A 22,073-nucleotide genomic window follows, 5' to 3' on the forward strand; every position below is an offset into this window, starting at 1 on the left:
CCTGTACAAAACGGCTGCGAACCCAGTTCATTGTCGGATTGGTAGTCATCAGCATGCGGGATGTCTTAAAAGTCTCATGAATTCTCCATCGAAGGCGGGAGAATAATACTTCAATTGCTTTTTCGGAGATTTCGGACACTTCGTCAGCGAAGGCAATTGTAAATTCCGAAGAGCCGAACCTTTCAAAATTGGGGTCACTGGGAATGTCAGCCATTTCTTTCATGATGATGACAGAGTCGTTCCAGAATGTGAGCGTACCCTCCAAATTGTTCGTTTTATAGTTTACATCTTTCTTCAGCCCCCAATCTTTCAGAATCATTTTGATTGTATTCCAAGTCGATTCCTTTAGTGATTTAAGTGTTTTACGCGCTACCACTGCACGGATGTTTTCAAATCTCAAACAACTGCTTACGACCCAACTGCTGCCAATATATGAGTTATGCGTTACAGTAAAATTATCGGCAACATAAAGGCCGCATGGCTCATCTACAGTAATACATCGGCCTGTTCTTTTTCCAATCGATTCGATGTCGGTAATTCGTTTACCCAGTTCAGAATTACCTCCATTAAACTCATATCTGCAACGTTTCTTCTTGCGGGATATATGGACAAGTTCCGGATCAAACTTTGTCCTGATATATACATCGTAAACATCATTGCATTGGATAAATCTGCCTTCCCCATCTTTATAACCGGCAGGGTTCTTTTTTATAGTTGCAATTCCACCAAGAGATCGGACAATGAAAGCAACATCCTCAGCTAACTGATGACTGATAGTAGAATAAGACATATGTCCCCTATCATCAACATATCCGTCCGTGTCCATTAATCCCCTCATCAATTCTTTGCGTTCTTCAATAGTTGAGTATTTGTATTGTATAGGGATGAACTTGTCCGAAGATCTGTGCCCTGTCAATTCAATATCTTTTAGTCCTTCGATAAGTGAAGCGTCCCGAATCGCATAATCTTTCGCTCTGTTATTTGGCTTTTGCGACCAGTGATTCATATCATAACCATGTTTTATAAATTCATCGACTATTTCGTTATCCATAGTTGTGAAACTGACACGCCCTTGAGAAATGCAATTGTCTGTTATGCATCCATCTCCCAATAATGCCCCTAAGATATAGGGAGGAATGGATTTTGGGTGTCCCAACATATTGGTCATAGTAAATTGCACAGGTTGGCACAATGGGACAATTAGATTACACCCTTTATACATACCCGTTTTTTTTCTCTCCATCCACTCATACATCATCTTTGCATCCCAAACCCGTTCATTGAGACGATTCTCTTCCAAATCCTTTTTCTTTGTCCTTTTCCTGCTCTGATGCATTTGCCACAGATGATCTGACGAACAATCGGAAAATGTGCCATCGATGAAATGGATACGAAAGTATTCACATTCACAAATCGGATGCAATTGTATAATTCGTTGTTGTTTACCTGTTGTTGCAGAAGTAATGATATTCCCAACTTTCAAGTCTTTAACTTTACGAAAGCCGAACGGTGTACAGACGGTAGAGTCTAATGACATCTGCTTTCCTCCGCCTGCTGAGCCTCCTCCCAATATCAATTGAGGTAAATTGAATGTAAGGCATTTCAGGCACTGGGGCTTGTATTGAGGATTATGATTGATGTCATATCCGATTAGAACCTGTTCTATATGGCCGCCACAATGAGGACAGTAATCCGGCTGAAGCAATTTCCATAGTTCATATTGCTTAGCTGACGGCTTAAAGTCAATCTTAAGGGATTTAGGCGGCTTGAGCTTGTTGGCCGCCATTATACAATCTCTATTGAAATGTCCTTTTCATTTTCAAGCATCTTCATCAAAGCCTCTAATGTGTCTTTGGACTGAAGCACTTTTCCTTTGATCGTATTTTTACCCACAATAATACATCCGGCACTGTCACGTTCGGTATTTCCGGCATGTATCAGAATCCCAAGAAAATGCGGAACATTGTGTAACAGAGGAAGAATCCTTTTGAATTTCGGGCTTTTTTCCAGTGTAATTTTGTAGATGCCTGCCGGAATAGTTGTTTGGGCATATACTTTCTCCTTGCATGTACATGATTGCCATTTGGAAGTGTCTGGGCAGATTGCAGGAAGGTCACGGACTTTATCTTCGATTGTGTTGCAGAAAAAAACACCATCAACGTATAAGTCTCCCATAGTATAAGTTTCTCCCTTGAATTTTCGCTTAAGAAGTAATTTCATCTTTGATATATTTTTGAGTTATATCAAAGAATAGGTAGATGAGGGATACCGATGTTTATTTAAAATATGTATTCTGAAAAGTCTTTTGGTTTTTCCTTCAATTAACAATCCTTTCTTACCTTTGCGTAGAATATGAAGCATCGGTATGAATAATATGAAGCATTTGAATAGTTGGATTTTATTTGGTAAGTGGATTGCAGCTGGAATATTGATTATGGGAATCATTCATGATGTAGCTACATTTACACCATTGATCCAAGATGTGCTGGAAGAATTATCTTTGGAAAAATCCAATGTAGTAGTTTGCTTTAGCTTAGGAACCGGAACATCACTGATTTTGTGCGGGTTATTATTCTTCTTTTTATTAAACCGCTTTGAACGATACAGGTTCTTAATCACTCCGTTAATGACCATCAGCATTTTCCTGTTGATTTTTGGAATCCTGGCTTTATATTACATGTTACATAATCCATTCGCATGGATTGTGTCGGCTCTATGTTTTTTGATGTTCGGGATAACTCTCAAATTAAGGTCCATTATAGATTAATAATTCAAAGAGCCGCTATTTCTCCAGTTTTATCATTTCCGAATATTTAATTTCCACATAGGGATTATCACTTGATATAGTCTGGTGAACAGCCTTAACGCCCCACCGCCACCACAGGAATTTATGTTTTGGCTCAACCCATACCACCTGATGAAGATTGACGGGTAAATGGATATTTCCGTGTAAACTGTCGTTCTCAATGATGCCGTTTATCCGGATATGAGGTGTTTTGACAGCCAAAGTTTTTACGGGCACGATAACCGTATCCCTGATTATTACCGAATCTTTTAATCCGGTTTGTATTGGAGCGTTCACTTCAACCGTATGTTTGGCTACTGCCTGCAAATCCTTCAGTTTTACGCCCAGCTTTTTTATCTTTTCAGCATCCTCTGCCCGGTATTGTTTGTATTCATCCAACGTCAGCCGGAGTTGCTTCACATCGACAGCCGTAGTGGTAGAATCCACCTGCATCCGTTTGACATCCGAAAGCAAAGCCGTTGTATTCGATTGGTATTTATCCCTGTCCTCTTTCAACTGTTTGCATTGACGTACCAAAACAAAAATAGCCACACCTGACAAAAGTGTAGCTACAAGCAGTATATTTATTAGTTTACTCTTCATGTTCTATCGATTCTTGAGGAATAAACCAATCTTTTTCGCCTAAATATGCTTTGGGGAAATGAACAATATAGCCTTTGTTCTTTCGCTTGTCGAAGGTTAAGTCTTCGATAACTCGCCCAACCATCCCCACCATTTTATCTAATCGTATTGCGGAGAGTTCTTCTGATGAAACAACTCTCACTTTGCTTTTTACTCTAATCATCGTTTATTTTTTAGTAATTCTTTTATATCCGACCTCATTTCCCTCAAGTCGGTCTGAATGGATGTAAATTGTGTCATTGTCGCTTCAAAGACAGCTTTATCCAACTTAATGGCATCGATCCGTTCATACTGATCTTCAATTTTCAGTTCCAGCGTAGAACATTTGAGTTTCAGTTCTGCTACCTGTGCCGTATTGTTTACATGCTGTATATACATGGTTACAGCAAATGAGAGAATGGCAACTATTGTTTTGAAGTTAGCCAGTACGAATTCCTTGAATTGGGTCATATAGTTTCGAATAATAGTGAAAATGCTTCTTTTACCGCCTGGATAAGCGTAGCTGCCGACTCTGAATCTTTGAATATCCCAAACAAGACAAGCCCTATTATTATCACAATGTAGATAATCCATTCCGCTGTTTTCCTATTGATCTTATTCCTCATCGCCTTTTTCCTTTGGTTTCGTTTCGGGTACAATGACATTAAATATCACGCTTCCGTCGTTACCTTCTATCCTGAGCTTGGCTTCCTGCGCATGTTTGATCGGATACAAATCCATCAAGGCTTTGGCCGCATTGACCGAAACAGCCCTGAGCGGTGCGGGAGATAACGATACTCCGAACTTATCCATGAACTGCGCTGTCGATGTCTCTTCCATTACAGCCCTTAAGGTTTCGGCTACCTGTAACTTAACCGCCAGCGTTTCCGTTTCGCTTTGCAGGCCGGTTATCATCTCCTTTATCCGGGATGCGACATGCGGTTGCGACAGTAAACGCCTGCTTGCAACGGATACATTTCTTAGGCCTTCCCCGAATATCTCTTCGTAGCACCTGACATGCTGTCCGGCGAATTCGGCTCCCCCGTAAACATACAGTTCGCAGAAATTCTCTTCCGATTCCGTCAGTGTCGTATTTTTATTTTCGGGTTGCTTATCCATGTTTATTCTTCTACTGAAAAGCCCGAATGTTTAAGTCCGGGCTTTCATCTTTATTAAAGAATAGTCTAATCTTGTGATGGTGGTTTTATAAAATCGGCATTTCTTGCAATTAGCTGTTCCATGAGCGCCTGATAGAATACATTGGCAAGTGCATCCGCACAACTCTCGGCATCGGCAAGGGAATTAATCAGCCGCATATTGAAGGATACTTCCAAGTCATAGCCAGTTATGGCTGCCATCAATTCATTGCCATCATAATCCAATACCCCGTACATCATCCTTTCATCTTTTGAGAAAGAAACTGTTTCCTTTTTTGGAATATCTTTTTGTTCCATAAGCTATATTTTAAAATGATTGCGGGTCTTTTCCCTTTTCATTATACCGCTATCCCCGCCGCCTTCGGAATTTCGCATGCGCCCGGAGCATACCCTTACGATATTCAGTGTTGCCGTCACGTCCGCGTCTGCATCGTGCGCGTCATCCAGTTCCAAATTCAACCTTTCAGCGATCAGCTCCAGCTTGTATGAATTAACGGTAGGGTCATTCGCCAGTGTAAGCCGTGCCAGGTCAATGGTATCAATATAATGCGGTTGAAAGTTCCCATAGAAATCAATTTTTCCGGCAAATACTTTTTCAAACTCTTTTATCAGCCCGGCATAATTCATTAATTGCTGAAGGAAACCGATATCGAAAGTGATATTTTGTCCTATCAAAATAGGTTTGCACTGTGCTCCTTTGGATAAGGTATTGCGCCTCGTAAATTCAATAATATCACAGGCAACCTCTTTCATATCCACGCCCCTGTTTATCAACATCTCCATGGTAATCCCCGAATAATCCAAAGCGACCTTTTCATATTCCATCAGTTCGGCTTCTGTCTCTTTTTCAAATCTGCTTTTCAATACTTTCCTCTTTGCAGGCCCTCCGATATCCTGTTTGTGGTAAGGCGAAATGTATTTCACATACCGGTCAATCATTTCCCATGTATCAAAGCGTACTGCCTGCAATGCAATCTGGGTGCAGGCACTTTTAGTGCAATCCAGTCCTCCCGTTTCAAAATCGAGTCCGATGCCCGTATATATTTTCCCTTCTGTTTGTAGTGCCATATTATAGATCGAATAATAAAGATGTTTTATATGTATTGAGTGTATTGCAGCCTGAATAATCACTGTACTTGATTACGGCTGTAAGAATAATAACCTTGTCTTTGAGTTTGGAGATATGCTCTTTATGTTCATCGTAGAAATCGCTCCAGCACACCAGTTCCATCAAATCGTTGTTCTGTTGCAGCTTGATTTTGCAGAAATATTTTTTCTCTCCGGTGGTCTTGTCCTTGTAAGAAACCTCGTCCAGTTCAATGACGGTTGCACAAACTGCAATCCGTTTTCCCTCATTCTCTAAGACCGTAGCTTCCCGTAAAGTCATATAGGATGCTTTTCCTCTGATCTGTTCCTTTGCCTGTGAACCATCGTATATCCGGCGGTAATCAATCTGCCCGATACCCGAAACGTTGATCTGCTGGATAGACCAGAAATAATGTAATCCGATCCGGTCTTCCGGAAAATCCTTATCCAGTAATTTAAAGCCTAATTCCTTCGCTGCCCGTTCCAATATGCCATAGCGGTCAGTAACGACTTTTACATTTTCCGTCTTATCAAAGCATCCTGCCAGGATCAGGTGTTTTATGTGCCGGGCATTAACCGGTACGCGGGTTTCTTCATCTTTACTATCCGGATCGTCCCAGTACTCGTACTTTTTCAGTTTATACCTGAAAATCCGGTGGATAAAATTCTCTATGGAAGTAAAAGGCCCGTTTTTGTCCCGTTCAGTAATTATATGGTTTACCGTTTTGATTCCCACCATTTTTATCCGGGTCAGAGACCAGAATATTTCGTTGGTATCGTAATCGGTAAAAAACTCCATACAGGAATGATTGACATCGGGCGGAACAATCTTGGCTATGCTGCACAATTCCATCTCCGACATCAGCATCGGTATCTCTTTATCTTCCGCCCATTGCAAGGCAACAGTATAAAATGCAGTCGGGTAATTGGCTTTGAGCCACGCCCCGCAAAAGGCTGTGAGCGCATAAGCCGCAGCGTGTGAGCGGTTGAAAGAATATTTTCCCGCGACCTCGATCTTATGCCATATTTCCTTTGCTTCGTATTCAGGACAACCATTGGCTACCGCTCCCTTTATAAAATCGTCTTTTAATGTGGCCATCAGTTCGGCGTTCTTCTTCCCAATGGCTTTACGTAGGTAGTCGGTTTTTCCCAGGTCGAATCCTCCGAGTGTATGCGCTATTTGCATAAACTGTTCCTGATAAGTCATAATCCCGAAGGTGTTTTTAGTCGCCTCATACGTCCCGAAATTATAAACCGGAGCCACCTCACCCCGTTTGTACCGCACATAGTCTTCCGTCGCCCCTATTTCCAAAGTCGCCGGACGGAAAAGAGCGTTTATGGCAATCAGGTCTTCAATACAGTCCGGTGCCACATCCATAATAAAACGGGTAATGCCTCGGGAAGCGAACTGAAATATGTTTTGTGTATATCCGGCTGAAAGAAGCTGGTAGGTTTTCCGGTCTGTTATTTCATCCTGTGTAATGGACTCGATGCTGTAATTCTTTTCATAAGTGCTGTTCACAATATTAATCACGGCGCTCAATTTGGAAAGCTCCTTTGTGGCCAAAACGTCTTCCTTCAACAGTCCGATCTCATCTACAGCATAACCGTCAAATTCGGAAACCAAGAGGTTATCAATTTTTTTGATCGGCAGAAAGTCGAAACATTCGGCAGGCTCTCCGTCTTTTTCATCAGGCGTTACGATAATTGCTGATGCATGGATGGATGCCGAACGTGGTTGCCCCATAAGGGTACGGGTATCTTCGATAACCTCCGGATAATCCTGTATGAATTTTCGTACCTTTTTATTTACAGCAGCCAACTGAAAGAGTTCCGTCCAGCCCATTTTGTCATCCTCGAATATGGCTGTTATATAATTGACCAGACTGACGGGAACACGGTAAACACGGGACACATCTTTCAGTACAGCCTTGAGTTTCATACTGGAAAAAGTTCCTGCCGAGAATACCCGTTGCTTACCGTTTATATTGTATCGTTGTTCCAGATATTCCTTTATCTCCTGCCTGCGGTCACTGGCATAGTCGATGTCGATATCCGGCAGTGCCGAGTGTCCACCTTTCTTAAGCCCTTTTGCAACACGGCAATCAATTACCCGGGTTTCTTCCTGAACAGGTATTATTTTTACTTCCGATACCTTCATCCCAGTATCTCCTTTAGTGTCCACAATAAGTCCCTGTTATCGAACAATAGTTCATCTCCCGGTTTCAGTTCATCGGCATAAACGGTTATTTCTTTGCCACTACGTAATATCCGGAATTCCGCATCCCTGAAAAACACCTGTACATTTTCATCGATGCTCACACGAACAATATCATTGCCTTTGGGAACCGTAATATGTTCCCCGATAACGGTGATTTCGTCTACCCATTCCAATCCGCAACGCTCGGGAACCAGAAAACGGGAAAACAGCAACTCGTATTTTACCGGATCAATGGAAGTAATGCCGAGCAGGAAAGAGACCAGTGATCCTCCTGCCGAACCACGCCCGATACCTGAAACAATTCCACGCCTACGGGCTTCGCTGACCATATCCCACTGAATCAGGAAGTAATCCACGTTGTTGGTGGATTCTATGATATACACTTCTTCCTGCAATCTTTTTCGGTATACATCGTGGTCGCATAACGGTATCTTAGCCATCAATCCCTCTTCCAACAGGGAGCGGAACATCTTTCGGCGGCTCTCATATTTTCTCTTTTCTTCCTCCAGCATGATGTATTCCGGCATATACATTTTCCCTAGTTCGAAACCTGCCGTTGCCCCTTCGGCTATTTCAACGGTATGGGCGCACATTTCTTTGAACAGAGCTTTCACATCCCAACTTTCTTCACTGAATATTCGCACAAAGTCGGCATAATGTTCATCCGTATCTTTGAAGTACTGTTCTTCACTTTGTTCGTGTGCAGCACCTGATGCGATTTTATTCAGGATAATCTTATTCCGTGCATCGTCTTTGTCTAAATAATAGTTATCACATATCAATACAGGGCTGATAGTCGATGTTGCGGTTTTGTTTTTGTAAAAAATACCAAAGAATAGCTGAAGGGCATCCAGGTATTTTACATCTATGCGTTCAGCTTTAAATTCCGATAGGTCCACCTGATAATATAAATGTCCAAAATGTTCTTCAAGCAACGGCAATACTTTCCGGTTACGGCTCATCCATGAAGCAGACAGTGTATTTAACACCAATACATTTCCTTCGGCATATTTCAACAGGTCGGGAAGCGTAATGGTATTTGAAGTGCTGTCAACCATAATTGTTTTTTGTATCCTCAGTAGGTTACGAAGCCCTTTCTGTGTTTGGCAATAGATCTTCATTTCGACTTTCTCTCCATTATGTTCCAGTTCGAACGAATAACCGAACACATGCTTTATTCCTTCTTTAGCGCATTCTTTTTGCAAATTCAGTGTAGCTGCCATAGTGTTACGGTCACAAATGCCGATAGCGGTATGTCCCATTAATTTGGCTTTCTTTACCCACAGGCTAAGGTCTCCCGAACCATTGAGCAGTTCGTATGGAGTGTGTACCCCTAAATTCACAAACGGAACATCAGCTACACAAGGCTTGCGCTTACCGATGTGTTTGAGGATGTTGAACCGGAACTCTTCCCGCAGATCGTAATAATACCAGTTACGCCCGAACGGGAACGCCACGTAATTAATCCCTTCTTCTTTCAATATGTCGGGATTTTCCATCAGGTTAAAGACCAGATTTTCTTTTGTTCCCCGAAAGATGGACTGGACGGCAGAGAGGTCTGCCATAAACATTTTGCCGAAACCTTCGATTTCGATGACTTCACAGTCAATAACCTTAAAACTGATTTTGTTGGCATCAAGCCATTTAATTAATTCTTCCATATTTTTTAAGAGATAAATGATATTTTATGATACATTTGGCATATAACTATTTGTTGTTGTTCTGCTTACCGAAGCAATAAAAAGGTCTGTGACCTTACTCTTGAATTTTACTTATTTTATATTCGATGGGTGTTTTTAATCCGTAAGAGAAGATTTGGTATATTTCCTCGTAACTGAGATCTTCCCAATCCTTGTTGGGATAAGGTATGTCTGCGATAAATACCTCGAAGTAGGGAGTCAGCTCACTTGCCGTTTTTTTGATGGCGTTTACCGCGTCACCGTCATAGCCGATTACTATTGTTTCTACACCTTTGGTCTGCAGTTTGTATATCTGTGCCTGTGAAATTTTTTTTCCAAATGTTGCTATGATTGCGATCCGGGTATTATCGTATAGTTCAAGTTTCCGTGTCAGAGCAACCACATCAAAAATCCCTTCAACCAGAATAACCGTATCTGTTTCTTCCTCAATAATGGCATCGTAGTTATAAAGCAGCTTGACAAAGTCGTTTTCCGTAGAGTTACGGAAACGCATAATCTTGTATTCACCTTTCTGTCCGGCTTTGCGGTTGTGAGTGTCTATTTCCTGTTTGCTCCATGTATGCCGGGCAACATAACCGACAATATCCCCACCATCGATTACCGGGAATATCACATAGTTGGTAAACCTAAAATTCAAACGTCCCGTGCTGCCAACAGGAAAATACTCGTAGTCATCATATACAAATCCCCTTGTCTTCAGGTATTCATGTGTGAAGCAGCGTTTATAGAAATCCGGCAGTTCTACAATGCCCAGTGTATCATCGATCTCATCTTCACTATCCAGAGGGAAAAGCAGATTTTCCTCCAAAGAGGCTTTCAAGTCGATGGTATTGGTAACGAACAAGTCAGGTCTTTTGATGGCGGATAACAGTTGATCGAGCGTGGAAGTCGAATTACCACAACTGAAGCAATTGGCCATAAAGAGTTTTTTCCGCTCGGTCTCTTTTCCGATATATACCCCGAACTTACCTTCCTTGCCGCAATACGGGCAACGGGCTATCAGATTCTTACCGGCACCATCACGTTTGGCTCCCAGTTCCCGGGTTATTTCCGCAATCAGGAAATCTTTTTCGTTTTTTGATAAATACATATCCTACCTCCTTAAACTGATTGTTCTTCCGGCATCGTAGAATACCTCGTTATCGTAATCCGTAGCTATCTTGAATGTGTCCCCCTTCTTGAAAAATCGGGATTTGGCAATGTGCAGGCGCATCATATTCTCCGAACGCTCTGCCGAAGACTGGTTCAGGCTGATCAGGTGTGTACACGGACGGGCAAGCCCCTTGGCCTCGCTACAGTTGTATTCGGTCAATACATTCTTCTCATCATTCAGCCATTCCCTATTCTCTATCGTTGCCTGATAAGTAACCACCATCCATACTTTTTCATCTGCTGCCAAATCTTTCAGATCATTGGCCACGGCTATACGCTTGCTACGCTCGTGTTCGGCTCCCCATACCTTTCGGCTGGCATCGGTAAGCAAATCCATGCTGTCTATGATTACGATATCCGGATTACGGCTGTTTATTTTCCGGTATTCGGCAATACCATTTTTAATATCTAAGGATGAAACACGGGCATTGAAGCGGGGAAAGCTGCGCACAGTAATGCTTCCGGCAAATTGCTTTACCGTATCTTCAAAACGTTTTATCTCGAAGTCTGAAATCTTACCCCGTTCAAAATAGAAGGCATTTTTAGAGATCATCCCGCCTGAATAGGCATTCAAGGCTTCCTCTTCCGATCCTTCCAATTGGAAATGCAGGACATGAAGCCCGTCATCAATGTTTGCCCGGATGCCGATATGTTTAGCCATATGAGATTTCCCGACTCCTGTCGATGCAAGGAAACAGCTTAGTTGTCCGCGCAGGTTCCGTCCGGCGTTCAGTTCGTCCAGGTCGGGAATGTAGAACCGGGTTACCTGTTTCAAGCCCGAGCGGGTATTTTCCATTTCCTTTTGCCGGTTCTGTTGGAAACGTTCGGAAAAAGTCCGGGCTACATCCACAAATGCAGACGTTTTTAGTGTAAACCCGGAAAGCCATTCCGCATATTCCGACAACTTTTCTTCCGCCTGTTTCTGCTTGCTTTGGTTGTATAATTTCCCGACTTCGGAATAGACTATCTGCAACTTGACACCCTTGATATAGGACTCAAGCATGTCGATAATAATTTCGGGATTGGTGTCTCCATCGAATTCCCTGAATGTATTGATCAGTTCGATGGCATCATAGTCTCCGGAAAATGCCTGTGATAAAATTGCATAAGACGGAGCCACTTTATACGTCCGGTAGTGATTCGCAAACACGTCCTGTATTTTCTGAAAGCTTCTGTCCGGCAGGTATTCCTTGCGCATGTGTTCAACAAGGATACTGCATACCATATCTATGCGGATAGCGGCTGAATACAACTCATACAGGAATTCTGCCGATAACGGATTGCGTTCTGTCGGCTTCATTCCTTGTCCTTTTTAGTGTATTCTTCGTTTCTGATCCGGAATAATTCGGCATACTTCCTATTCGTTATTCCTTTGCATCTTTTCTCAAACCTACATGATCTGCAAACAGGGGAAAAAGGGGTCCACATCAGAGTCGATATGCAGCATATATAAAACCCGGTCTCTGTTCCGTTCAACCTTGATTTGGTACTATCCTCGTAATCGGGATAGATAAATTTACTGAGCGGGTGAAGGCTTTTATTCTTAAATTCGGATAACAGGGATACTCTGGAAAAACCGCCCTTTTTCAGCCACAAGTCTTCGTAATACCTTTTCCCCGGTGTATTTAGAGCAAAGCGATCAACCGCCTTTTTCCCGAATGAATGGCTGACGTTCCATTTTCTCTGATAAGAAGCCTCAAAGCGGCTGATGGCATATACCTGACAGACACAGTAGTCTGTCAGCCTTTCCTCGCTGAGTTCACTTTTGTATAGGGTTTCAAGTGAATCCATACACGCAGTCAAGTTTCTTTGGGAAACACCGCCTCCGGGAAAAACGAATTCCGGGGAGATAATCCGTTTCATCAGGAACGTGAATAACCTTATGGTGTATTTAATCTTCTCTTCTTTCTCCATCGCGGTCAATCAGTTTCCTCATTTGTTGTTTTGCCAGGAACAGGCGGCTCTTTACCGTTTCGATATTCTTTGTTTTCAGGTTGCCGTTCTTATAGGAGATTTCCATGATCTCGGATAATTTGTATCCGGCTTGTTGGAGCAGCAGGGCTTCTTTGTATATGGGTTTGAGGCTGTTCAATGCATTCAGTATGCCATCGCCATAGAGTTCATGGTAATTATCCATGCCCATGGCATTGGATGATACTTTTTCTTCATCGACAACAAAATCCCTATAATCCGCTATCTCCTCTACGTCTGTATCATCATTTCTTTTAAAGGCGTTGTTCCTGATGTTCATATCGATGACAAAGCGCTTGGTTACAATATGCAACCAGGTCTGTATCGACTTTTCGGGATCGTATGTTTCAATGTATTTAAAGAAGTTGACCAGAACCTCATTATAGTTATCTTCAATATCCACCTGTGAATAGGAATACCGGATACAAAGCATATATACGAGGTTTTTGTGCGGCAGCACATATTGATTGAAAAGGCGGGTCCGCCTAATGACAGATTCTTCGTCTACAGAATTGTCCGTTTGCTGATAATTCGTTTCCACATCACGATTACTAAAAGTTTGTAATAATCTTTTTCGTAATCTGTCAGCTGAAACGCATCAATTTGGGTCACAGACCCTTTTATTATACTTAAATCCGCATGTATGAAAAACACTTTAATCATCTTTCATCCAGGTTAATTAATACGGAACTTGCGGATAAAATAGTGATAGAGGTGGCAGGCATCCGCTGTGTTGTCATCTGCTGTCTCAAAACGGTAATTATTTTTGCAGGCTTGTATCATCATAGCCTTGTCTGCCCTTCCGTTTCCGGTTGCCCATTTCTTTAATGTTGCTACATTGATAGGATATGGCTCCGGAAGGGATAGTTCATCGCATATAAGAAATAATATTCCATGGAACTGGCTGAGTTTTCTGACATCTGTGAAATAGTTGTTCACATTTACATCTTCAACAACAACCTGCCTGATATGATTCCTTATAATAAATTCCATGACCGTATCGCGGAAGTCCTTATGTTGCTTATTATCATTCCGGCGTTTGGATTCTGTAAAGTTCCACATACCGTTTCCGTGTAAACTGTAATAACCGGTATGTGTCGCGATGTCCAATGCCAGGATTTCCGTTCGTTGCAAGTCCAGAGCAATAACCTCATGCTTCGATTTTCGATTCTCCATTTTCTTTGATGATTTTTATTTTGTGGGGATATGATTCTGCAATATTGCCGTGACTGACGATAAGCGAAGTGATACCGATCCGGTTCAACGCTTCGAACATATGTGCCAGCCCTTCTTCATCTACCGCTTCCAGTATTTCATCCAATACCAAAAGGTCCAACCCCTTATCCACATCACAGTTTGAATTGACAAGCTTCTGCATGGCAAGGATAGTAGCAAGGTTTACACGGGCGGCTTCCCCTTCGCTGAACTTACCGAATGAGCCGCAATCCAATCCGCTGCGTACCAGCGATACTGATATTTTCTCACGGACTTTCCCCGTCTTCAACACGGTATAACCCGAAAATTTAATGCGGATATCGCTGCCGATATCTTCCAGAAATTCGTTGGTGATTTTGCTTAAGGCTTCAATCTTTGTATTGGCCAGGTAGGTTTTGAACATTACAAAGTGCTGTCCTTGTTCCTCCAGCGTATGGAGTTCATTTTCTATCCGGATTTTCTTTTCAAAAACAAGGGATGATTTTTGTCGGAACTCTTTCAGCGTTGTTTTTAAGGAAGCGATAATATCGGCTTCCGTATTGTTTTTGATCTCGCCAATTGTTTTCTCCAGCATTTCTATCGACCCTTCCCCGGCACGAATATCCTCCTGCAATGAATTCTTCTTCCGTTCAATGGTTTTATATCCTTCGTCCAGTAAATCGAAAGCCTCATCAAATATCTTTCGCCGGATGGTGTTGATCTCTTCCTGAAGGCTTGTTATTCTATCTTTGATACGCTTTTGGTTATTGAGTATTTCTTCTGTCTTGTGAATGGCATTTTTTACATCCCTTCCGGCATCGGATAGTCTGTCTGCCCATATTGATTTCTGATTGGAAAGCTCCCGCCTGTCTTTTTGAACACTGCGTTGCTTGTCTTCAATTCCGGTAATGTTATTTTCTCCCTCCCCAATGCAGGTTACAACGGATTCGTATTCTTTTTTCTTGCTGTCGAGTTCTTCCCGTCCTGCGACAACATCGAAATTCTTATCGGAAACGATAAACTCATGGCCACATGCCGGGCAGGTAATCGTTCCGGCTATCTTGTTGTTCAATGTTTCAATGGCCGATGAAAGTGTACGCCTATACCGTTTTTGTTCTTCGTTTTGGATGGACAATGCCGATACTTGCTCATTAAGTGTTTGCAATTGTTTTTCAAAATCGCTATTCTTTTTGTCGTAATCCCGGTTAAAAGAAGCGTATTCCCCGTTCAGTTCTGAATAGATGGCATCCAGATGTTTTGCATCCTTTTCACATGCGATTAATTGCGCATCGTATTCCTTCAAACCGGAACAGGTATCTTCCAGTTGTTTTTTCTTTGCAGCGATAACACTGTTCCAATCCGTCAGTTTTCCCGGAACAACAGGTATCAGTTCGGTTTCGATTCGGGCGATACATTCCTCCAACGCTAAATCACCGTTCTCAAGTTCCTGTAAATATTTGTCTGCGCTTTTAAGTTTCTCCTCATCCGACTGAAGAGAGGATATTACTTGTGTCTTTTCCCGGATAAGCGACCGTTTCTCCCGGATCGTATTTTCTAAGCCTGCAATCTTTTCATCTTTGGTGCGGGTTTTTTCCTCCCGGCCCACTTCTTCCCGCTCGATTTGTTCGGTAAGCATTTCTATACGCCCGTTGATACCTGCTTCTTCCAGTTCGGTTTCTTTCAGCGTTTTTTCAAATGGGATTTTATCTTCCAGTATCTTTTCAATGGCCCGGTCTACCAAAATGCCGTTACTGAACCGGTTGATGATCTCTTTCTTTTCACGGTCGGGACAGGAAAGGAAATTCTGGTATTTGTGTTTAGACAAAATGAAGTTATTGTATAACTCATCTTTGGAAATGCCCAGTTTTTCCAGTATGAATTTATTGTAGGCATCGATACTGGGTTCAATAGCTTCTTCCGGATCGAAATCCTGTCCGCGGATCACATAACAGGCAATCTCTGCCGGGGATTTGCGGAACAATTTCCTTTCGATAATAAATGTTTCGTTGTTACAGTCGCTTTTGAACTGTAATTCGATCATGCATTCATCGGAGTTATCGTTAATAATTTCTTCGTTCTTGATTTTTCTGAGTGGGCTTCCGGTTATACCGATAGCGATACATTCGATCAGGGCCGATTTGCCGGAACCGTTACTCTGCTGGCTTTCGTTATCCCGGTTGTTGCCGAATACCAGTGTAGTTACTCCTTGCGTTAATGTATAGTGCAGTTCCCTGAAAGCACAAATGTTCTGAGCGTATATTTCCGTTAATTTCCACATGTGTTTTCTATTTTTGACAGGTAAGACAATCCCAGTTCGATATTCTCAATATTCTTTTCTTTACAGAACTCTTCGTAGTTCTCCATGATCTTGCGGTTGTCGAATTTCTCGAACAGGCTGGATGGAAGGGTTTCCATTATTTCGGGATCGGTAGTTATAATCTCCACTTTTCCGGCACCGGAACTCAACAGTTTGCTTTTGTCAACGGCTGATGTCTTAGCAGCAGAGGAATGGACGCGAACCCTCACCCGGTAACGTCCTTCGGCTTTTATTTCTTCCAGCTCGTCATAAAGATGTGCTCCGGTTTTCTCTATCGGGACATCAATAGTCTTAAAGCGGGTGTTTACCTTGTTTTTTATAAATTCATATTTGCCGTCATTGTAGATAATCGTATATCCTTTTTCTTCATCTTCCCCGAAATTATGCTGACGGGATGAGCCGATATATTCGATGTTGGTTCCTTTTACAATAATCCGGTCGTGATAGTGTCCTACAAAAACACGATCGAACTCCTTGAAAATATGTGCAGGCAGTTCGTTATCGCTTGAATGGACAAGTACGCCGTTGATACCTTCGTGAATATAGAGGAAATTGATCTTTTCTTCATTGAGTCCTCCCGTCACTAAAGCACCGAGCTTTGCAGTAAAGCTTCCGTTTTCGGGAAAGTAAGCAATCATATGCAGGGAAAATTCCCATCCGGGCTCTTCTATTGTCAGGAAATCATCAACAACGGTAACATTGGAATGGCTGTCATATACATGGCAGTAGCCCCTGATTACTTCCTGATTAACTTTATCGTGATTGCCGTTGGATAGGATAATGTTGATTCCTTTTTTTTCGGCAGACAGCAATGCATCATGTATGGCAAGCAATACATCCAGAGTCTGTGCTGCCCGTGACAGGAACAGGTCACCACCTAGTGCAATAAGCGTGATACCTAACTGTTCACAAATGGATAAAGCTTCGTTCCAGTTGGCTGTAAATTCAGGGATATTGTCTTTTGAAATATGTATGTCGTTTAACATCAGGACACACGGATAGCTGTTCCTAGACATATTAGTGTAAGATTTCAAAGGAAACATACCCGTTTAAGGGCATGTTCCTTCTTGGTCATTAAATCGGTTGATTGTTTATTATCTCCTTGTGCGGTTGCGTCCTGTGTTTTCGCTCTGCTCCTGCTCTTGTTCTTCCTCCTCACAGGAATGATCTTCTTCTGCAGAAGCACCAGAACCTTTTTCAATAGCTTCTTCGATTAGATCGATCAGGTCGGTATTTTTGGTAGAACGGCTTACATGGATAGGAAGTTTTTCTTGTTCAATGTAGGAGCGGATCAATGCGCGTAATTCCTGCCCTTCTTCGGTCTTGTCCCCAAGCCCTTTTTCCTGAAGCTCATCGAAACGGTTGAACAGGTCATCAGCAGATATGCCGCCGTTTTCTGCGTTCTCTTTGGAGTCTTTGGTTCGCTTGTCGAAACTGAAGGAGCCGGTATCATCTTTGGGTAGTTCCGAACGAAGTTGTTCGACAACCTCTTTCATCTCTTCGGTTTCCATAATGCTTAAGCCGTATTTGCTGTCGCATTGTTTCAGGAATTCGATGGTTGCTTCGAACTGGTAACGGGAATAACGGTAGATGATTTCCGGAATACGGGGTGCAGCCATCAAGGCGTTTAATTCATCGAGACTTAGCGCATCGTTGTCGGATTCGTTGTCAATGGTAGCGATGTATTCGGTTTTTGCTCCGTTTTTCTTTTTCTCGATTTCAACCGGATAAGCGTTGTATACCGAAGAGATCGGACACGGATAGTTCGGGTTCTTAACCAGTTTCTTTTGCCAGAGATTGAACTTGCGCTCATCCAGGTCTTTGAACTGGGAATGGCTCAGGGTCAATAGTTGCAGTCCTTTTGCTCTTTCGTTCATGTCGTAAATGTACAGTGCATGCCCGTAGTTGTATTTCAATCCGCCTCCGAATGAACCGCCTCCGATTTTCTCGGCCAGTTTCTCGTCTCCCATGTCATTGGCAGCATCAATAGCTGCTTTGCGGTAAGTATCGATCATGTCCACGGAATATCCGGCATCTGTTGCACGAGGCACGGTTACATACATAAAGGATTGTTTTCCTCCGGTTGCAGGTTTTTCCAGTTCCATTAACATTTGGTGGACAGGATACTCGTAGCTTTTCCGGTCTATCGTTCCATCTTGGTTGGGAGCGATAGGTAGGATACGCAGGCGGTATACCCCAAACTTGTCCATGCGAAAGAATTCGGTTTTCGCAAACGAACGGTTTTCTTCCAATGCCCGTTGCTGGGCTTCCGAATAGGATTCCTGTACACCTAAGAACAGGTTTTCCACAGACATGGCTGCCATGTCTTTCCCTTCTAAATTCTCATTGTCTTGCATAAAATAATGATGCGAATGGTTATAAATGCCGAGGTAAACTAAATGCAACGACAACAGGGTTCGGATTCCTCCTGCGGTCTTCAGTTTATTCGAATCTGGGGGAGTAAAAGGCAAGGATATTTTCTATCCCCGCCTTATTTTTCACTCGCGTCATGCCTCGTAAATACTGAGGCTCAATTAGAAAAATTGGATGTCTTCAACTTGTTCAACCGCACAAATATAACAGCATTTTTAGTGTTTTTACAAGTGTTTGAGAATTAGTTTTTTATCAACTATTTAAAATGGCTGTTGGTCAGTTTGTTTTTGATGGGTTTTAAGAATAAAGTTGATTAAAAATTCTCCTCAAAAGCTATACGCATAAGAAAGAGAGGTGGTGGTCAGGTCGGTTTTCTTCTTGTTGGTAATATTTCTGTTCTGCCATACGAAACTGGCATTCAGGTTGTGTTTTTTTAGAATCCGGTAGGATGCATTCAGCCTTAGGTTCAAGACTTTCGCCTGAATGTCCCCGTCGTTGATATTCATATTGTAAGATGTAGAAAACCCTGTCATCAAAGTCTTTTTCAAGAGATTGGCGCTTACCCCGATCATCGGTCCCAGAGTGTACGATTCTACGCCACCGCCATAGTTGTAAGAGGCATTGAACGAGGAATTTATATTAATCGCCTGTGGAATAAAAGAAATCCCATAACCTAAAGCAGAATTCACAAAGCGGGAAACATTGCCCGGAGTGGATATTCCCCCTTGCCTGTCGGCCGATTCCTGATAACTCATATTCAGGTTGATGCGTTGATTCTGTTTTTCGGTCTTTTTGAATGTAAACATCATTGACCCGTCCAGATTTTGAGAAAGCTGGGTGAAATTTAAAGTATCCAGATTTTGGTAGGGAGAAGTCTCGTTTATATAGTCGAATTGCGATTTTATATTACGGTGGCTTTGAAAAGTAGAGTAATTTGCCGAAAATTGTAAGTTTTCGTTGGGTGCATAATTCAGGTTTACAGACCCCACATACCTGTCTGTCGATTCTTCCTTGCTGTTGTTCAGGTCGTCCCGCTGAATACCGAAACTAACGGCAACGGTCGCCTTATCATCTTTCAGAAAAGGACGGGCGTAGTTCAGGGTAATGTTTTCGTAATCGTTGTTAAAATAATATGCGCCCAATGTCTGATAATCCGGATCGATGCGTTCATAACCAATGCCAATCGTATTCTTCAGGAACTGGTAGTTGATTCTCGCATTAAAAGCATGATAGGTGTTAGTCGATGTTCGCTTGTTTAAAATGTCGTTGACAATTCCGTTCCCGTCTTTGGGAGCATAAGCATCGCGTGTAAGGTAGCTGACTGCATATTCAGCAATCAAGGTTAGGTTCTTTACCAAACTAATGCGCGTATTGAACCCGATCACGGAGTTTTGCATGGGTTGTATTCCCAAACTATCGAAAGTAATCCGCTCGGTATCCACCTTATTGTCCTTTGCCCCGAAGTAGGTCAGTCCTACTGCATACTTTTCCGTGTCGTATTCCGCCTTTACGCCATAACCGTATCTCGAATAATTCGGCATTATGTTTGCATTGTCGGGGTCGTAATCCACTTTCCTGAGCAAACGCCCTCCCATAGCACTGATCCTGAATTTTCCCGGAGTCAGGTCTACACCTGCCCCTGTAAACTGATGCCCGTTAAGTGTGTAGGGCGAGAAAGTCATAGATACATCTCCGATATGCGCCGTAGCCCATTTGTAAGACGGATGGAAACTCAGCCTGTTAGGCAATGACGGGTAAGACAGGTCTGAACCCAGATTGGTCAGGTTTATACTGATCGGGATATTTATCTGCCCGTATACATTCACATTCAGGTTTCCGTTCAGGTAGTATGTCCAATCTTGCCTGCCGGGTTGAGGTGTTCCTCCATATATAACAGTCCCTGCCGAAATACCTCCGTTAAACGTAAAGGGTTTGTTTTTGGTAATATTTGCCACATCTTCCAGATTGACCTGCTGGGCAAAAACCTTTACCCCTGCAAGACCGGGCAAAAATAAAAGTAGTAATGATAATCGTGTTATATAGTGTCTCATCCTGTCTATTTCGCTTCTTTTTGAACTTTGATATCTGTCAATATATACGAGTTATCTCCTTCCGAAACAAAAGCCTTGATACGGATAACTCCTTTAATCCCCTTTGCCGTCTCGAACAAGACCAGACGGGGAATATATACATTGGTGAACCATGTTGAGTTACTGCCTGCCGATTTAATATCCAACGATTTCAGTTTCGTATCGTCTGCCATTGCCGCAAAATCCGAATCCGTAAAATTCAGTGAAGTTTGGCTCAGGTCGTTCACATAGTAAGTTTTCGAGGCATCGGGTATGGAAGCGAAACCGGACGACAAAGCATCGGTTGGCGAAAGGAAATAGCATCGGCTGAATCCGGCATCCAATCCGAAGAAGGCAAGATTTATCTCTTTCCCGTTGGTCGGGTTAACTTCGCTCGGCTTTAGAATCTTCCGTTCTGCCAGAGAATAGAAGCAGCCTACCGATTCTTCTGCCTTTTTAGTTCCGAATTTTACATTTTGTAAGGTGTATAAGTTTGAATTGGCTTTCAGGGTTATTTCACGGCTGAAGGTTTTTGTCTCCTTCTGGTTATTCCCTTGCAGGGTTATGGTGTATGTTCCTGGATTATTGAAAATTATTTCCGTGCTTTCCGCATCTTTATCAACGATAGTTCCCCCTGTCGATTGCCATTCATAAGTCAAACCGTTTTGAGTTTTGTTTATCAGGGCGGCTGTAAAGGGCACTTCGTAATCGTAATCGTCGAAAGACGGTTCCAGATCGAAACTTACATCAATTTTGGGTAGCAAGTTGATAACCTTGCTTGTTGTAAACGTCTCCCTGCCGTTATTGACAGTCAGCGTTATCTTATGTTCTCCGGGTACATCGAAGATCACATTTTCGGGATGCTGCTCTGTGGAAGATGCCGGAAGTCCACCTTCGAATGTCCATTCATACGAAGAAGCACCCGTTGTCAGGTTGGTAAATTTTACTTCTGCCGGAGCAAAATCATTGATCAGTATTTCCGAGTCAAAAGCGATATAAACCGTAGAATCTACCGAGAATGTATATTCTTTGCTGTTTCGCTCGTTGTTGTTCCACGCCTCAAGGATTATAGTATATGTTCCGGCTTTGTTGTAGGTTACATTTCCGGGATGTTGCTCGGTGGAAGATTCCGGTATTCCGCCCTCGAAAGTCCACTGATAGAAATCGGCTCCGGTGGTCAGGTTCTCTATCGAAACCGATACAGGAGCGGTGTGATTATTTCCCTTTATCGTTGCCTGAAACTCCGCATTTACCAATACCTGTGTTTCTTCATAACAGGAAGTCAGGACGAAAACGAAGAACGAAAAGTGAAGAATGAAGAAAAAGCTTCGCATACTGCGTCTGTATTTCACTTTTTCCGTATGTTTATTGATTCTGCTCATTATATATTGTTTATTGTTTTTGTTCTTATATTGACACATTACTGA

22 protein-coding genes are annotated in these 22,073 nt (G+C 42.5%); all 22 read right to left on the reverse strand.

The window, feature by feature from the left end:
• The coding region (locus D0T56_RS15075) for a phage terminase large subunit (RefSeq protein ID WP_255491195.1) at nt 1-1,786 on the reverse strand (1,786 nt) is incomplete at its 3' end.
• Nucleotides 1,786-2,220, reverse strand: a complete 435-nt coding sequence (locus D0T56_RS15080; RefSeq protein WP_163320997.1) for a DUF5675 family protein — start codon at nt 2,218-2,220, stop codon at nt 1,786-1,788. The genes D0T56_RS15075 and D0T56_RS15080, both read right to left, overlap by 1 nt.
• A 225-nt stretch (nt 2,221-2,445) precedes the next feature.
• The gene (locus D0T56_RS15085) at nt 2,446-2,640 is read right to left on the reverse strand and encodes a hypothetical protein (RefSeq protein WP_163320998.1); all 195 of its coding nucleotides are present in this window, start codon (nt 2,638-2,640) and stop codon (nt 2,446-2,448) included.
• Between the two features lie 142 nt (nt 2,641-2,782).
• A complete protein-coding gene (locus tag D0T56_RS15090) occupies nt 2,783-3,388 on the reverse strand; it encodes a DUF6549 family protein (protein ID WP_163320999.1) in 606 nt (201 codons plus the stop codon).
• Nucleotides 3,378-3,590 carry a hypothetical protein gene (locus D0T56_RS15095; RefSeq protein WP_163321000.1) on the reverse strand — a complete coding sequence of 71 codons (213 nt, stop codon included), beginning with the start codon at nt 3,588-3,590 and terminating at the stop codon, nt 3,378-3,380. The genes D0T56_RS15090 and D0T56_RS15095 overlap by 11 nt, the downstream gene beginning before the upstream one ends.
• Entirely contained in the window at nt 3,587-3,877 is a 291-nt protein-coding gene (locus D0T56_RS15100; protein ID WP_163321001.1) for a hypothetical protein, read from the reverse strand. The genes D0T56_RS15095 and D0T56_RS15100 overlap by 4 nt, the downstream gene beginning before the upstream one ends.
• Nucleotides 3,874-4,032 carry a hypothetical protein gene (locus D0T56_RS15105; protein WP_163321002.1) on the reverse strand — a complete coding sequence of 53 codons (159 nt, stop codon included), beginning with the start codon at nt 4,030-4,032 and terminating at the stop codon, nt 3,874-3,876. Before D0T56_RS15105 ends, D0T56_RS15100 begins: the two co-directional genes overlap by 4 nt.
• On the reverse strand, nt 4,022-4,525 hold the full coding sequence (locus D0T56_RS15110; RefSeq protein ID WP_163321003.1) for a hypothetical protein: 504 nt from the start codon (nt 4,523-4,525) through the stop codon (nt 4,022-4,024). The genes D0T56_RS15105 and D0T56_RS15110 overlap by 11 nt, the downstream gene beginning before the upstream one ends.
• A gap of 65 nt (nt 4,526-4,590) precedes the next feature.
• The gene (locus tag D0T56_RS15115) at nt 4,591-4,860 is read right to left on the reverse strand and encodes a hypothetical protein (protein ID WP_163321004.1); all 270 of its coding nucleotides are present in this window, start codon (nt 4,858-4,860) and stop codon (nt 4,591-4,593) included.
• A 3-nt stretch (nt 4,861-4,863) separates the two neighbouring features.
• Nucleotides 4,864-5,631 carry a PolC-type DNA polymerase III gene (locus tag D0T56_RS15120; protein ID WP_163321005.1) on the reverse strand — a complete coding sequence of 256 codons (768 nt, stop codon included), beginning with the start codon at nt 5,629-5,631 and terminating at the stop codon, nt 4,864-4,866.
• A 1-nt stretch (nt 5,632) separates the two neighbouring features.
• On the reverse strand, nt 5,633-7,810 hold the full coding sequence (locus D0T56_RS15125; protein WP_163321021.1) for a DNA polymerase III subunit alpha: 2,178 nt from the start codon (nt 7,808-7,810) through the stop codon (nt 5,633-5,635).
• Nucleotides 7,807-9,531 (reverse strand): PHP domain-containing protein, encoded by a 1,725-nt coding sequence (locus tag D0T56_RS16860; protein WP_163321006.1) that lies wholly within the window; start codon nt 9,529-9,531, stop codon nt 7,807-7,809. Before D0T56_RS16860 ends, D0T56_RS15125 begins: the two co-directional genes overlap by 4 nt.
• A 94-nt stretch (nt 9,532-9,625) precedes the next feature.
• Nucleotides 9,626-10,660, reverse strand: a complete 1,035-nt coding sequence (locus tag D0T56_RS15135; RefSeq protein WP_163321007.1) for a toprim domain-containing protein — start codon at nt 10,658-10,660, stop codon at nt 9,626-9,628.
• Nucleotides 10,661-10,663: 3 nt separating this feature from the next.
• Nucleotides 10,664-12,022, reverse strand: coding sequence for a DnaB-like helicase C-terminal domain-containing protein (locus tag D0T56_RS15140; RefSeq protein ID WP_163321008.1), 1,359 nt, complete (start codon nt 12,020-12,022; stop codon nt 10,664-10,666).
• The gene (locus D0T56_RS15145) at nt 12,019-12,636 is read right to left on the reverse strand and encodes a hypothetical protein (RefSeq protein ID WP_255491196.1); all 618 of its coding nucleotides are present in this window, start codon (nt 12,634-12,636) and stop codon (nt 12,019-12,021) included. The genes D0T56_RS15140 and D0T56_RS15145 overlap by 4 nt, the downstream gene beginning before the upstream one ends.
• On the reverse strand, nt 12,614-13,234 hold the full coding sequence (locus tag D0T56_RS15150; RefSeq protein WP_370458812.1) for an RNA polymerase sigma factor: 621 nt from the start codon (nt 13,232-13,234) through the stop codon (nt 12,614-12,616). The genes D0T56_RS15145 and D0T56_RS15150 overlap by 23 nt, the downstream gene beginning before the upstream one ends.
• 134 nt (nt 13,235-13,368) lie before the next feature.
• Entirely contained in the window at nt 13,369-13,869 is a 501-nt protein-coding gene (locus D0T56_RS15155; protein WP_163321009.1) for a crossover junction endodeoxyribonuclease RuvC, read from the reverse strand.
• Nucleotides 13,844-16,165 carry an SMC family ATPase gene (locus D0T56_RS15160; RefSeq protein ID WP_163321010.1) on the reverse strand — a complete coding sequence of 774 codons (2,322 nt, stop codon included), beginning with the start codon at nt 16,163-16,165 and terminating at the stop codon, nt 13,844-13,846. Before D0T56_RS15160 ends, D0T56_RS15155 begins: the two co-directional genes overlap by 26 nt.
• On the reverse strand, nt 16,153-17,220 hold the full coding sequence (locus D0T56_RS15165) for a phosphoesterase (protein WP_163321011.1): 1,068 nt from the start codon (nt 17,218-17,220) through the stop codon (nt 16,153-16,155). The genes D0T56_RS15160 and D0T56_RS15165 overlap by 13 nt, the downstream gene beginning before the upstream one ends.
• Before the next feature lie 78 nt (nt 17,221-17,298).
• The gene (locus D0T56_RS15170) at nt 17,299-18,561 is read right to left on the reverse strand and encodes a hypothetical protein (protein ID WP_185153893.1); all 1,263 of its coding nucleotides are present in this window, start codon (nt 18,559-18,561) and stop codon (nt 17,299-17,301) included.
• 342 nt (nt 18,562-18,903) lie between these two features.
• Complete coding sequence (locus tag D0T56_RS15175; RefSeq protein WP_163321012.1) at nt 18,904-20,628, reverse strand: hypothetical protein; 1,725 nt, start codon at nt 20,626-20,628, stop codon at nt 18,904-18,906.
• Between the two features lie 5 nt (nt 20,629-20,633).
• Nucleotides 20,634-22,028, reverse strand: coding sequence for a PKD domain-containing protein (locus D0T56_RS15180; RefSeq protein ID WP_163321013.1), 1,395 nt, complete (start codon nt 22,026-22,028; stop codon nt 20,634-20,636).
• Between the last annotated feature and the right edge of the window lie 45 nt (nt 22,029-22,073).

Source organism: Dysgonomonas sp. 520 (assembly GCF_010501095.1).
Classification (GTDB): Bacteria; Bacteroidota; Bacteroidia; order Bacteroidales; family Dysgonomonadaceae; genus QVMP01.

What these genes read in the sequence shown, in the direction of transcription:
- D0T56_RS15080 (WP_163320997.1), bottom strand. Translation starts at nt 2,220, where the DNA reads ATGAAATTACTTCTTAAGCGAAAATTCAAGGGAGAAACTTATACTATG.
- D0T56_RS15085 (WP_163320998.1), bottom strand. Translation starts at nt 2,640, where the DNA reads ATGCTGATGGTCATTAACGGAGTGATTAAGAACCTGTATCGTTCAAAG.
- D0T56_RS15090 (WP_163320999.1), bottom strand. Translation starts at nt 3,388, where the DNA reads ATGAAGAGTAAACTAATAAATATACTGCTTGTAGCTACACTTTTGTCA.
- D0T56_RS15095 (WP_163321000.1), bottom strand. Translation starts at nt 3,590, where the DNA reads ATGATTAGAGTAAAAAGCAAAGTGAGAGTTGTTTCATCAGAAGAACTC.
- D0T56_RS15100 (WP_163321001.1), bottom strand. Translation starts at nt 3,877, where the DNA reads ATGACCCAATTCAAGGAATTCGTACTGGCTAACTTCAAAACAATAGTT.
- D0T56_RS15105 (WP_163321002.1), bottom strand. Translation starts at nt 4,032, where the DNA reads ATGAGGAATAAGATCAATAGGAAAACAGCGGAATGGATTATCTACATT.
- D0T56_RS15110 (WP_163321003.1), bottom strand. Translation starts at nt 4,525, where the DNA reads ATGGATAAGCAACCCGAAAATAAAAATACGACACTGACGGAATCGGAA.
- D0T56_RS15115 (WP_163321004.1), bottom strand. Translation starts at nt 4,860, where the DNA reads ATGGAACAAAAAGATATTCCAAAAAAGGAAACAGTTTCTTTCTCAAAA.
- D0T56_RS15120 (WP_163321005.1), bottom strand. Translation starts at nt 5,631, where the DNA reads ATGGCACTACAAACAGAAGGGAAAATATATACGGGCATCGGACTCGAT.
- D0T56_RS15125 (WP_163321021.1), bottom strand. Translation starts at nt 7,810, where the DNA reads ATGAAGGTATCGGAAGTAAAAATAATACCTGTTCAGGAAGAAACCCGG.
- D0T56_RS16860 (WP_163321006.1), bottom strand. Translation starts at nt 9,531, where the DNA reads ATGGAAGAATTAATTAAATGGCTTGATGCCAACAAAATCAGTTTTAAG.
- D0T56_RS15135 (WP_163321007.1), bottom strand. Translation starts at nt 10,660, where the DNA reads ATGTATTTATCAAAAAACGAAAAAGATTTCCTGATTGCGGAAATAACC.
- D0T56_RS15140 (WP_163321008.1), bottom strand. Translation starts at nt 12,022, where the DNA reads ATGAAGCCGACAGAACGCAATCCGTTATCGGCAGAATTCCTGTATGAG.
- D0T56_RS15145 (WP_255491196.1), bottom strand. Translation starts at nt 12,636, where the DNA reads ATGGAGAAAGAAGAGAAGATTAAATACACCATAAGGTTATTCACGTTC.
- D0T56_RS15155 (WP_163321009.1), bottom strand. Translation starts at nt 13,869, where the DNA reads ATGGAGAATCGAAAATCGAAGCATGAGGTTATTGCTCTGGACTTGCAA.
- D0T56_RS15160 (WP_163321010.1), bottom strand. Translation starts at nt 16,165, where the DNA reads ATGTGGAAATTAACGGAAATATACGCTCAGAACATTTGTGCTTTCAGG.
- D0T56_RS15165 (WP_163321011.1), bottom strand. Translation starts at nt 17,220, where the DNA reads ATGTCTAGGAACAGCTATCCGTGTGTCCTGATGTTAAACGACATACAT.
- D0T56_RS15170 (WP_185153893.1), bottom strand. Translation starts at nt 18,561, where the DNA reads ATGCAAGACAATGAGAATTTAGAAGGGAAAGACATGGCAGCCATGTCT.
- D0T56_RS15175 (WP_163321012.1), bottom strand. Translation starts at nt 20,628, where the DNA reads ATGAGACACTATATAACACGATTATCATTACTACTTTTATTTTTGCCC.
- D0T56_RS15180 (WP_163321013.1), bottom strand. Translation starts at nt 22,028, where the DNA reads ATGAGCAGAATCAATAAACATACGGAAAAAGTGAAATACAGACGCAGT.